Here is a 12,907-nt window from a genome sequence, read left to right as displayed (position 1 = left end):
GATCACGCCTGGCCGCGCGCCGTGTCGGGGCGGAGGACGTACTGCACGTCGCGCAGCTCGGCGACGAGCGTGCCCTCGTGGTCGACGAACGCGATGTCCGCCTTGGTGCGGTCGCGGGCCACGATCTGCCCGCGCACCACCGCGCGCAGCGGGCCGTCGGACGGCCCCTCGGCGAAGGTGTGCAGCGCGCCCACGGACATCGGGAGCGCCGCGCCGCCGAGCACGTGCTGCGTCCACAGCGTCGCGAGCTGCAGCCCGCCGTCGAGCGCCGCCGGGTCGGTCTTCCACGGCTGGGACACCCAGCCGGCCTCGCGCAGGCCTACAACCGTCCCCACGATCCCCTCGCGGCTCACGCCGTCGAGCTGCCGGATCACCTGGAAATCGCGGCCGTGGAAGAGCGTGCGGCCGTCGTACAGGTCGCCGCCGGGCCACGGGCCGAGCGACGGCAGGGCCGGGCCCTTCGGGGCCACGCGCCCCTCGGCCTGCCCCATCTCGATGGTCGCCGCGTAGTGCAGCGCCCCCTGGGGCCCGCGCAGCTCGGCCGCGAGCACCGCGCCTTCGCCGTTGCTCACCTCGCGGCAGTCGACGCGGAACACCTCGCCGCCCGACTCGTACGCCGTGAGCTTGATCCCGCGCAGCACCCGCACGTCGCGGAGCTCGGTCACGACGAGATCCGGCCGGCACGCGCGCGCGGCGCGGGCGAACCACTCGAGGGCGATCACCACCGGCACGACGGGGACGCCGTTGATGGCGTGATCGCCGAGGTAGGGGTGCGTCGCGCGGTCGGCGCGGACGGCCAGCGCGACCCTCCGGCCATGCTCGGGGGCCGCGAGCGTCGCCGGCTCGGCGCCGAGCACGAGCTCGACCGCGCCGGGCGAAGCGGAGCCCGGCCCGCTCGCGCCGCGGTCGCCCGAGCCGTCGCAGAGCTCGTCGAGCAGCATCTTCGCGCCGGCGGCGAGCGGGATGAGCGGCACGCCGAGCTGCGCGAAGTGCGCCTCGAGCGCCGCGTTCACCATGCCGCCCTGCCAGGGTCCCCAGCCGAGCGACTTCACGCGGCAGCCCGGGCGGCGGGCGGCCTCGGCGGCGGCGACCTTGTTCAGGACCTCGTTCGCCATCGCGTAGTCGCACTGCCCCTTGTTGCCGGTGCGCGCCGCGATCGAGCTGAAGAGGACGATCGCCTTGAGCGGGTCGCCCGCGGTCGCGCCGAGCAGGGCCCGGAGGCCGTCGACCTTCGTGCTGAACACGCGGTCGAACTGCTCGACCGTCTTCTCGGCGACGAGCTTGTCGGCGAGCACGCCCGCGCCGTGGACGATCGCGGTGACCGGGCCGAAGGCGCGGCGCACCTGGTCGAGCGCCGCGGCCACGGCGCGCGCGTCGTTCACGTCGGCGGGGACGTAGAGGGCCTCGCCGCCGGCCGCGCGGATCGCGTCGAGCGTCGCGCGGACCTCGCGGTTGGCGAGGATCTTCGCGACCTGGCGGCCGATCTCCGCCGGCGTCGCCTTCTGGCCCGCGGAGGACGCGGCCTTGACGAGCGCCGCCTTGAGCGCGGCCTCGCCGTCGGCGCCGCGGCACGCGACCGGGTCGTCCTCGATCGCGGTGCGGCCGAGCAGCGCGAACCTCGCGCGGCTGGCCCTGGCGAGCGCGATCAGCGTCGCCGCGGTGACGCCGCGGGCGCCGCCGCTGGCCACGACCACGTCGGACGGCCCGAGGGGGAGCGGCCCGGGCTGCGCGTCCTGCCGGACGCTGCGCGGCGTGGTGCGCCGGCCGTCCGCGCGCAGGCCGATCTCGAGCTCGACGCCGCCGGACAGGAGCTCCGCGACGATGGCATCGGCGAGCTCGGCGGCGGGCCGGCCGTCGCGCTCGATGTCGATCGCGCGGCAGGACGCCTCGGGCCACTCCATCGCCGCGGTCTTCACGAGGCCTGGCAGCCCGCCCACCCAGGCGCGGTCCGAGCCGGCGACGCCGAAGTCGCCGCCGGTGTCCTGGACCGTGACGAACAGGGCCGGCTTCGCCGCGATCGCCTGGGCCGCGAGGAACGCCTCGCGGTGGACGGCGAGCGTCTCGTCGGCCGTGGCGAGGTCGCGCAGGCCGCCGAGGAACACGGCGCCGCGGGCGCCGCGGGGCACGGCGGCGGCGTGCTCGGCGGCGATCCCGCGGGCCGCGAGGGCGGCGACGAGCGCGGGGCCGAGCGTGTCGTGGCCGGTCACCACCACGGTGCCGGCGTCGAAGAGGCCGGGCATCGCCAGGCCGGCGGCGGGCGCCGGCGCCTCGACGAGCGTCCACCGGCCGAGCTGCGCGGCGGCGGGCGCCGCGGCGGGCGTCGCCGGGGCGTCGCCGGCGGCGGAGCCGAGGCTCGCGCGGAGGTGGTCGACCACCTGGCCGAGCGTGCGCAGCTGCGCCAGCGCCGAGGCGTCGACCTCCGACAGCCCGGGCGTGCGATCCCGCACCGCCGACAGGATCTCCACCCGCTTGATGCTGTCGATCCCCAGATCGCTCTCCAGCTCCATCTGCAGCCCGAGCATCTCGGCCGGGTAGCCGGTCGTCTCGGCGACCACTGCCATCACGACCCGCTCGACCTCGGCCGCTGCGGGCACCGCGGCGGAAGCTCCGGCCGGCGCGGGTGCAGGCGCCGCGGCGGAAGCTCCGGCGGCCGGCGCGGGTGCGGGCAGCGAGGCGCGGAGGTGGTCGACCACCTGGCCGAGCGTGCGCAGCTGCGCCAGCGCCGAGGCGTCGACCTCCGACAGCCCGGGCGTGCGATCCCGCACCGCCGACAGGATCTCCACCCGCTTGATGCTGTCGATCCCCAGATCGCTCTCCAGCTCCATCTGCAGCCCGAGCATCTCGGCCGGGTAGCCCGTCGTCTCGGCGACCACCGCCATCACGATCCGCTCGACCTCGGACGCCGCGGGCGCCGCCGCGGCGGGAGCGACGGCCGGCGTGGCCGCAGGGGTGGCGGCCGCAGGCGCGGCGACAGCCGGCCTGGCGGCGGCCGCCGGCGCCCCGGCGGGCAGCGAGGCGCGGAGGTGGTCGACCACCTGGCCGAGCGTGCGCAGCTGCGCCAGCGCCGAAGCGTCGACCTCCGACAGCCCGGGCGTGCGATCCCGCACCGCCGACAGGATCTCCACCCGCTTGATGCTGTCGATCCCGAGATCGCTCTCCAGCTCCATCTGCAGCCCGAGCATCTCGGCCGGGTAGCCCGTCGTCTCGGCGACCACCGCCATCACGATCCGCTCGACCTCGGACGCCGCGGGCGCCGCAGCGCCGGCGGATGCCGTTGCCGAGACGGGAGCGCCGGCATCCGGCCTGGCGCTGGCCGCCGGTGCCCCGGCGGGCAGCGAGGCGCGGAGGTGGTCGACCACTTGGCCGAGCGTGCGCAGCTGCGCCAGCGCCGAGGCGTCGACCTCCGACAGCCCGGGCGTGCGATCCCGCACCGCCGACAGGATCTCCACCCGCTTGATGCTGTCGATCCCCAGATCGCTCTCCAGCTCCATCTGCAGCCCGAGCATCTCGGCCGGGTAGCCCGTCGTCTCGGCGACCACCGCCATCACGATCCGCTCGACCTCGGGCGCCGCAGCGCCAGCGCCCGCCGGCGCTGCTGCTGCGGGCGCCGTTGCGGCGGCGGGAGCAGCCACAGCCGGCCTGGCACCGGCCGCCGGTGCGGCGGCGGGCATCGAAGCGCGGAGGTGGTCGACCACCTGGCCGAGCGTGCGCAGCTGCGCCAACGCCGAGGCGTCGACCTCCGACAGTCCGGGCGTCCGGTCCCGGACCGAGGACAGGATCTCCACCCGCTTGATGCTGTCGATCCCGAGATCGCTCTCCAGCTCCATCTGCAGCCCGAGCATGGGGACGGGGTATCCCGTCTTCTCGGCGACCACCTCGAGGACCATCCGCTCGAGATCGACGCCCGGCGCGGCGGCAACGGCCGCCTTCGCTGCCACGGCCGGCGCCGCGGGCGCGGGCGTCGCGATCGCCGCCTTCGCTGTCACGGCCGGCGCCGCGGGCGCGGGCGGCGCGACTGCCGCCTTCGCTGTCACGGCCGGCGCCGCGGGCGTCGCGACCGCCGACTTCGCTGCCGCGACGGGCGCCGCGGTCAGCGCCGCGACCGCCGCGTGATGCTGCCCGCCGGTGCCGTTCAGGCCGTCCTGGATCGCGCTGCCTCTGCCCCCGCCGTTGTGCAGGACCTGCGCCGCTGCGGGCCCCAGCGCCGCCTCCGAGACCGGCCCTCGATGCACCGGCGCGAGGAGCGCGGGCGCAGGCCACGCCTCGGGCGCCACCGTGGCAGCGACCGGGTACGAAGCGCCGGTCGCGAGCGCGGCGAGCCCTGCGAAGGAGGCCTCGGCCGCCTGCAGGAAGGCGATGTGGGTCTCGGCCATCGTGCGCTGGTACACGCTGTGGGCTTCTGCCGTGGCGCGCTGCGCCTCCTGGTAAGCGGCGAGCCACGAGGCGCTCGCCACGGGCGCCGACGCGCTCACGGCCGGCCGCGATGCGCGCACTGCCGGCGCTGACGCGCTCACGGCCGGCGCTGACGTGCTCACGATCCTCGGCCCCGACGCGCTCACCGCGGGCACCGACGCGTTCACTGCGGGCACCGACGCGCTCACCGCGGGCACCGACGCGCTCACTGCCGGCGCCGACGCGCTCACGGCCGGCCGCGACGCGCTCACTGCGGGCTCTGGCGCGCGCACCACCGCGGCCGACGCGCTCACGCTCCTCGGCCCCGATGCGCTCCCCGCCGGCGTCGACGCGCGCACCACCGGCGCCGACACGCTCGCTACCGGCGCCGACGCGCGCGCCACCGGCACCGACGCGCTCGCTACCGCCGCCCGCGCCGTCTCTTGCGCCGGCCGCCCAGCGCTCGCCTTCGGCAGCTCCTTCGCCCCGCCCTGCGGCGGGTACGGCTTGCCGTAGTTGCTGCCGTTGATCGGCAGCGCCAGCTTCGGCTTCGGCAGCGCCCGCGGGTCCACCGGCGCCGCGAACCCGTCCCAGAGGACCCGCGCGTCCAGCGGCACCCCGGCCACCGCGAGCCGCGCCACCGCCTCGAACAGGCTCGTCACGCCGTGCTTGCCCTTGCGGTCGAGCGCCACGGCGCGGTGCGGCCGCCCGCTCAGGATGTCGCCGACAAGGTTCGTGAGCACCGAGCCCGGCCCGACCTCCACGAACGTGCGCACCCCGGCCGCGTACATCCGCTCGATCTCCTCCACGAACCGCACCGGCTCGGCGAGCTGCCGCGCCAGCCGATCGCGCACCGCGTCGCCGTCGCCCGGGTAGGGCTCGACCTCCGCGTTGCTGTACACGGGCGCCCCCGGCGCCTGCACCGCGATGCCCGCCAGGAACTCGCGGAACGGCGCGCTCGCCTCCGCCACGAGCGGCGAGTGGAACGCCGCGGCCACGTCGAGGCGCCGCGCCTGGATCCCCATGCCCGAGAGCCGCTTCTCCGCCGCCTCGATCGCCGCGACCGAGCCCGACAGGACCACCTGCTTCGGGCCGTTGTGGTTCGCGACCACCACGTCGCCGAGGCCGATCGCCCGCACCTCGTCGATCGCCCGCGGCACCGCGATCATCGCGCCCCGCTCGGACGACGCCGCGCCCATCAGCTCGCCGCGCCGCCGGGCGACGCGCAGGAGGTCCGCCGCGGACAGCGCGCCGGCCGCGTGCAGCGCCGCGATCTCGCCGAAGCTGTGGCCCGCGAGCGCGTCCGCCCGCACCCCGAGCGCCCCGAGCAGCGAAAGGTGCGCGAGGCTCGTCGCGCCGATCGCGGGCTGCGCCCACCGCGTCTCGCGGAGCCGCGCCTCCTGCGCCGCGCGGTCCTCGTCCGAGAACACCGGCCGCGGGAACACCACCTCGTGCAGCGGCGCGTCCGCGATCGACACGCCCGCCGCCGCGTCCCAGGCCTCGCGGGCCGCGTCGAACGTCATCAGCACGTCGGCGCCCATCGCGAGGTACTGGCTCCCCTGCCCCGGGAACAGGAACGCCACCTGCCCCGGCGCCTCCCCGCTCGCGTAGTGCACGAGCGGCGCGGCGAGCGCCTGCTCGGGCTTCGCCCCGAGGTGCGCCGCGACCTGCTCGAGCTTCTTCCGGAGATCCGCCTCGTCCGTGGCGCACAGCCCGAGCCGCGCGGGCCGCGACGCGTCGAACGAGAGCGCCGACTCCCGCGCCAGGAAGCGCAGGCTCTCGGGCGTCTCCGCCGCCTTCGCCAGCGCCCGGACGCGGTCCGCGAGCGCCGCCGGCGTGTCCGCCGACAAGAGGACGAGCTCCGCCGGCGCCGACCGCACCCGCCACGCCCGCGGCGCCGGGCCCGTGTACTCCTCCAGCGCCACGTGGAAGTTCGAGCCGCCGAAGCCGAACGAGCTCACCGACGCCCGCCGCGGGTGGTCGCCCGGGCGGATCCACGGCCGCGCCTCGGTGTTGAGATAGAAAGGAGTCTTTTCGATCTCGAGCTTGGGGTTCGGCTTGTCGACCTTGATGGTCGGCGGGAGCACCTTGTGGTGCAGCGCCATGATCGCCTTGAACAGGCCCGCCGCGCCGGCGGCCGCCTTGGTGTGGCCGATCTGCGACTTCACGCTGCCGAGCGCGCACCACTGCCGATCGGCGCGCCCCGACTCGTCGAACATCGCGCGCAGGCCCTCGAACTCGGCCGCGTCGCCGGCCTTCGTCCCGGTGCCGTGGGCCTCCACGAGCTCCACGGTCTCGGCGCCGTACCCGGCGGCGGCGTAGGTCCGGCGCAGCGCCTTGGCCTGCCCTTCCGGCACCGGCGCGTACACGCTCTTGCTCCGCCCGTCCGAGGACGAGCCGATCGCGCGGATCACCGCGTACACCCGGTCCCCGTCGCGCTCGGCGTCGTCGAGCCGCTTGAGCGCCACCATCCCGATGCCCTCGCCGAGCAGCGTGCCGTCGGACTTGTCCGAGAACGGGCGGCAGTCGCCCGACTTCGACAGGGCCGGCGTCTTGCTGAAGCACATGTACATGAAGGCGTCGTTCATCGTGTCGCAGCCGCCCGCGATCACGAGATCGGACTGGCCGAGCGCGAGCTCGTTGACCGCCATCGACATCGCCGACAGCGACGACGCGCACGCCGCGTCGGTCACGCAGTTCGTCCCGCCGAGATCGAGCCGGTTCGCGATGCGCCCGGCCACGACGTTGCCGAGCAGGCCCGGAAAGCTGGACTCCTGCCAGGGCACGTAGCTGCCCGCGATCCTGTCGCAGACGCGCTTCACCTCGTCCTCCGGATACCCGAGGTCCCGGAGCGCCCTCGCCCAGACCGGCCGCTGGATCCGGCTCACCATCGAGGCGAGGAGCTCCTGCGCCGAGGTCACGCCGAGGATCACGCTCATCCGCTCGCGGCTCATCGACTCGAACTGCCCCTGCGCCGCGTCCTCCAGCACCCGCTTCGCCACGATCAGCGCGAGCAGCTGCGTCGTGTCCGTGGCCGGCACGATCGAGGGCGGGACGCCCCACTCGAGCGGATCGAACGGCACGTCCCTCAGGAAGGCGCCGCGCTTCGCGTACGTCTTGTCCGGGGCGGACGGATCGGGATCGTAGTAGTCCTCGACCAGCCAGTGGGTGCTCGGGACGTCCGTGATGAGGTCGGTTCCAGCGAGGATGTCGCGCCAGAAGCCGTGAGCGTCGAGCGAGCCCGGGAAGATGGCGCTCACACCGACGACAGCGATGGGCGGAATACGCGAGGACGAAGGGTGCATGACGGACCTCAGCAGGTGATCAGGCGCTCAGTCGAGCGGGCGAGGAGTGAAATAGAAGGCGGCGCTCGGCACGGGGACGCCGTATGTCCGGAGCTGCTGCGCGCGCGTGACGACGGCCGCGCCCTCGAGCAGGTTGCGCGCGACCTGGACCACGGTGCGGCGCTCTGGGTCCTCGAGGAACGACCCCTTGACCCAGCGGTTGAAGGCGCCCATGGCCGGGCCACACCAGATCTGGAAATCGGCGCGGCGCTTCGGGTCCCCGGCGATCGCCCACTTGCTGGACATGCCGAGATACCAGCGGAAGATCAGCGCCATCTTGTGCTTCGGCTCGCGGGCGGCGCGCTCGAGCTCGGCCGGGTCGCGCTCCGCGAAGAACCGCTCGCAGCCCGCCCACACCTCGTCGCACGACATCTGGAACAGCTCTCGCTCGATGCGCGCGCGCACGTCGGCAGGCAGCGACGCGATGGAGTCGTGGGCGACGTACAGCTCGTAGAGCCGCTGCGCGCGGACCCCGAACATCGTGCCGCGCTTGAGCACCTGGACCTGCACGCCGAGCTCGAACATGTCGGCGGCCGGCGTCATGACCACATCCGGGAGGTCGGCCTGGGCGAGCATCTTCTTGCCCTCGTCGGACAGGCCCGACTCGATGCATGCCTGGTTGACCGAGCCCGTGAGCACGTACGCGGCCCCGAGCGCGAACGCGGCGGCGATCGTGGACGGCGTGGAGAGGCCGCCGGCGGCGCCGACGCGGATCGGGCGCTGATACCCGTGCTTCGCCGCGAGCTCGTCGCGGACGCCGAGGATCACCGGGAACAGCGCGACCAGGGGCCGGTTGTCGGTGTGACCCCCCGAGTCGGCCTCCACGGTGATGTCCTCGGCGACCGGGAGGCTGCGCGCGAGCTCCGCCTCCTCCCGTGTGAGCCATCCGTTCCGAACACACGTATCGAGGATCTCGGCCGGCGCGGGCGACAGGAAGCGCGCGGCGACCTCCGGGCGCGAGATCTTCGCGAACAGGTGGTTCTGCCGGTCGATCCGGCCGTCGGGCAGGCGCCTTATGCCGCTGTAGGCGAAGCGCACGACCATCGGGTTCAGGCCCATGTAGGCCGCGGCCTCGGCCCGGCGGACTCCCTTTCTCAGGTAGAGCTCCACCGTGTCGCTCTCCAGCTGCGGCTGGTTCGGAGCATGGATGAGGTTGCACCCCCAGGTGGGGCCTTCCGTCCCGAGCGCAGCGATGATCTCATCGACGGCCTGTTCGATCCGGTGCAGCCCGAGGCCGGCGGCGCCGAAGAACCCCATCATTCCTGCCCTGGCCATCGCGATCGTGAGCCGCGTGGTGTGGATACCGTTCGCCATCGCGCCGGCCACGTAGGGGAAGCGCAGGCGGTGGACCTCGAGGAAGGAGCGGTCCCCGAGCCACTCCGGGTAGAGCGCCGGGAGCGTGCCGAGGAGCGGAAACGTGGGGACCCCGTTGACCTGATCTTCGCCGATGACGGCGCCGCCGCGCGACACGCCGACGCGCCCCTCCGGCATCTCGCGCACCACGTGCACCGGCTCGCGCACGCAGGAGACGGCCTCCCGCAGATCGGTCGACGTGAACGCGGGGAGCCACGGTCCGCTGCGCCAGATACCGATCGGCTGGAGGCCCGCGCTGCGGAGGGCCTGCGGTTCCTTAATCATGCTGAGCTGCCTCCCTAATGACAAGCAGCCCCTCTGTAACATCCGTCGTCTCCGCCCCGCGGTAATGGTTCGGTCACGGAGCGCGGCACGGCCCGATCGCGGGATCCCCGGGCTCGGGCCATGAAAGCGCTTTCCCTCCGCTCCCGCGCGGCCCGCGCCGTCGTGACGCATTGCGCCTCCGCTCCCGCGCGCGGCTGAACGAGCCCTGTGCCGGACAGGAATAAAGTCTCTTGCTTTTTCCGCGCCCCGGTGGATCCGAGACTGGACCCCTCTCTCCTGCCCCCGTCGACGAGCTCGGACGACGCAAGACTGACTAGCTAGAGCGGCGGTCACCCGGAGCTCCACCGCGAGCGCGTGCAGCGCGTCGCGGTTCCTGTCGATCAGGACAAGGCCACCCACGGTCTGCGACAGCCTGCGTGCGGTCGCCGCGCCGATGCCCGACGCCGCCCCGGTGATGAGCGCAACTCGACCTGACATCTGCGGCGCTCCTCTACCACGGCGGAGCCGCCGCGGGAACCTGCGCCGGCGCAAGGCGGGTGGACGGTAGAGGACACGCGCTCTGGCCGGCACCGCCGGCCATGACGGGTGTCTTCGACAAGGCCGCAGCCGGCGCGCTTCCGCCGGGTCTCGACGAGAGCGACGGAAGGATTCATCCAGGGCACATGAGGGAGGATGGAGCGGCAGAGCCGGCGCGCTCGCTCGCTCAATCTCCCCACCCAGCCGCTCGTGCTCAGCGGCTGGCATCCTGTGCGGTCAAGCTTTGAGGTCGCTCGCGCTCGTCCTATGCTCCCGCGACAATAAACGATGCGACGTCGCTACCGCCTCTCTGCCAGGATCCGCAAGCTCCTCCAGGCCAGTCGAGCACGCGCCGGACAGGCACGGACGTCCAGGGCGGCGCAGCCGGACGAGGGGGACGGGGCGCGGACCGGCGCTGCCGGCAACGCCGCGCGGGAGCAGGCGCGGGAGACTCTCGAGCAGCAGCAGGCGGTGCTCAAGTACGTCATCGCCAACGTCCCCCACGCCATCTTCTGGAAAGATCGCGAGGGCAGGTTTCTCGGAGGAAATCAGAACTTCCTCAACGACACGAACACGAAGGTCCTGGAGAACCTCGTCGGCAAGACCGACTTCGATGTCTGGGGAACGCATGACGCGGAGTCCTTCGTGCGCGTCGACCGGGAGGTCATGGAGCGCGGCACGCCGTTCCTCGACATCGAGGAGCCGCTGCGCCGCCCGGACGGCGAGCGGCGGGTCCTGCTCACCAGCAAGGTGCCCATCCGCGACGAGCGCGGCGACGTGACCGGGCTCCTCGGGATCTACGCGGACATCACCGAGCGCAAGCGGATGGAGACAGAGCTCCAGAAGGCCAAGGAGGCCGCCGACGCCGCCGCCCGCGCCAAGGGGGAGTTCCTCACGGTGATGAGCCACGAGCTCCGGACGCCGCTCTCGCTCATCCTCGGTCCGCTCGAGTCGCTCCTGTCCAGCCAGGACGAGCCGCTGTCGCCGCGGGTGCGGACGGATCTGGAGCGCATCCAGCGCAGCGGGCGGCGGCTCCGCCGGCTGGTCGACGACGTCCTCGATTACCAGAAGATCGAGGCCGGCAAGATGCAGGTCGACTGGGAGGCGGTCGACGTGAAAGAGCTCGTCGCGGACATGGTGGACGAGGCGCGCCCCGCGGCGGAGCGCGGCGGAGTGCAGCTGTCGCTCCGGGTGGATCCGGCGCTGAAGATGGTCCCCCTCGATCGTCGCAAATTCGAGAAGATCGCGCTCAACCTGCTGGGCAATGCGCTGAAGTTCACCCCGCCCGGCGGCAGGGTCGAGGTCGGCCTGCGGACGGCGAACGGCGAGTTCGAGCTGTCGGTCGAGGACACGGGTCCTGGCATCCCGCTGGACCAGAGACACCTGCTCTTTCAGCGGTTCCAGCAGATCGACGCGTCGGCGACGCGCAAGCACGAGGGGACGGGGATCGGCCTGTCGCTGGCCAAGGAGCTCACCGAGCTCATGGGCGGCACGCTCGGCGTGGAGAGCGAGCCCGGGGTCGGCTCCCGCTTCTTCGTGCGGCTCCCGCGCGCGGCGGACGGCGTGATGGCGTCGCGGGCGCCTCGCGCGGCGGAGCCACCGAGCCCGGCGGGGACGCCCCGCGCCGCGGACGACCTCGCCGCGCCCGCGCCCCGCACCGCCAACGATCCCGCCGCGCCCGCGGCGCGCAGCTCGGACCTCGCCGCGCCCGCGACGCGGGTCGCGGGGGCGACCCGCGAAGGCGACCTCGCGAAGGCGCGCGCGTCGCGCGTGCTCGTCGCGGAGGACAACGCGGACATGGCGTCTTACCTGGAGGGCATCCTGTCGGCCGAGCACGAGGTCGTGCTGGCGACGAACGGCCGGGAAGCGCTCGAGTCGATCCGGGCGACGAGGCCCGATGTCATCGTGTCGGACGTGATGATGCCCGAGATGGATGGCTTCGAGCTCGTCCGGCGGCTCAAGGGGGATCCCGAGCTCCGCGACATCCCGGTCCTCCTGCTCACGGCGAGGGCGAGCCGCGCGGAGGCCGTGGGCGGGCTCGAGGTCGGCGCCGACGAGTACATGAGCAAGCCGTTCGACCCGCTGGAGCTCAGGGCGCGGGTGCGCGCGGCCGAGCGGCTGCACCGCGCCTATCTGGAGCTCGCCGCGAAGAACCGCGAGCTCGCAGTCGCGCTCGAGCGGCTCTCGGAGACGCAGGAGGAGCTCCTCCAGGCGGGCAAGATGGCGGCGATAGGCACGCTGGTCGCGGGGCTGTCGCACGAGATGAACAACCCCGTCTCGGTCATCCTGATGAACGCGCAGCTCCTGCTCAGGCGGCACCGGAAGGGGCACGGCCTGCCCGACGAGGCTGCGATCCTGAAGGCGCTCGGCACCATCGAGCGGCAGGCGAACCGCTGCTCGGACCTCGTGACGGCGCTGCTCGAGTACGCGCGCGGCAAGCCGATCGGCCGGCAACCGTGCGACGTGCGCGAGGCGCTCCGCCGCGCGGTCGACCTCTCCACGCCGCGGGCGCGCGAGCGCAGAGTAGAGCTCCAGGCGAACAGCACCGCGCCGGCGCTGCCCGCGGTGCTCGTCAACACATCGCAGCTCGAGTCGGCCCTGCTCAACGTGATCGGCAACGCCCTCGACGCCAGCCGTCAAGGCGGCGCCGTCGTCGTCGGGGCTCGCCCGCTCCCGCGCGGGGAAATCCACGGCGTGGAGATCGACGTGCGCGACACCGGCTGCGGCATCCGCGCCGAGGACCTGAGCCGCATCTTCGAGCCGTTCTTCACGACGAAGCCGCCCGGACAAGGGACCGGGCTCGGGCTGTCGCTGACGCACCGGTTCATCGAGGAGCACCAGGGCAGCATCCGTATCGAGAGCGCGATCGGCCAAGGCACGACGGTGCGCATGTGGCTGCCAGCTCTGCAGGCGGAGAGGGCGGGCTGAGGGAGCGCCCGGCACGAGGCGCAGGACGCCTGTGCGGCCCGAGGGAACCGCCGCAGCCTTAGTTACACACTTCTCTACGTTTCACTTCA

General features: G+C 73.7%; 3 protein-coding genes and 1 pseudogene. 1 reads left to right on the top strand and 3 read right to left on the bottom strand.

Annotated elements, in window-relative coordinates:
* Positions 1-2: 2 nt before the first annotated feature.
* The 3 genes and pseudogenes from WMF36_RS04740 to WMF36_RS04730 all read right to left on the bottom strand — a co-directional run.
* Positions 3-7,697, bottom strand: a complete 7,695-nt coding sequence (locus WMF36_RS04740) for an SDR family NAD(P)-dependent oxidoreductase (protein ID WP_437578421.1) — start codon at positions 7,695-7,697, stop codon at positions 3-5.
* 27 nt (positions 7,698-7,724) lie between these two features.
* Complete coding sequence (locus WMF36_RS04735; RefSeq protein ID WP_437581852.1) at positions 7,725-9,374, bottom strand: PfaD family polyunsaturated fatty acid/polyketide biosynthesis protein; 1,650 nt, start codon at positions 9,372-9,374, stop codon at positions 7,725-7,727.
* A 339-nt stretch (positions 9,375-9,713) separates the two neighbouring features.
* Positions 9,714-9,851: pseudogene (locus WMF36_RS04730) on the bottom strand (SDR family NAD(P)-dependent oxidoreductase); the annotation flags it as partial.
* 327 nt (positions 9,852-10,178) lie between these two features.
* Between WMF36_RS04730 and WMF36_RS04725 the strand changes: the two are divergent.
* Entirely contained in the window at positions 10,179-12,818 is a 2,640-nt protein-coding gene (locus WMF36_RS04725; RefSeq protein ID WP_437578420.1) for an ATP-binding protein, read from the top strand.
* The last annotated feature ends 89 nt before the right edge of the window (positions 12,819-12,907 follow it).

Source organism: Sorangium sp. So ce887 (assembly GCF_051521455.1).
Taxonomy (GTDB): domain Bacteria; phylum Myxococcota_A; class Polyangia; order Polyangiales; family Polyangiaceae; genus Sorangium.
The sequence above is the reverse complement of the archived record's forward strand: the minus strand, read 5'-3'. Positions and strand labels throughout refer to the sequence as shown.

Excerpts from the sequence above, each read along its gene's own strand:
- WMF36_RS04740 (WP_437578421.1), bottom strand. The coding sequence starts at position 7,697 with ATGCACCCTTCGTCCTCGCGTATTCCGCCCATCGCTGTCGTCGGTGTG.
- WMF36_RS04735 (WP_437581852.1), bottom strand. The coding sequence starts at position 9,374 with ATGATTAAGGAACCGCAGGCCCTCCGCAGCGCGGGCCTCCAGCCGATC.
- WMF36_RS04725 (WP_437578420.1), top strand. The coding sequence starts at position 10,179 with ATGCGACGTCGCTACCGCCTCTCTGCCAGGATCCGCAAGCTCCTCCAG.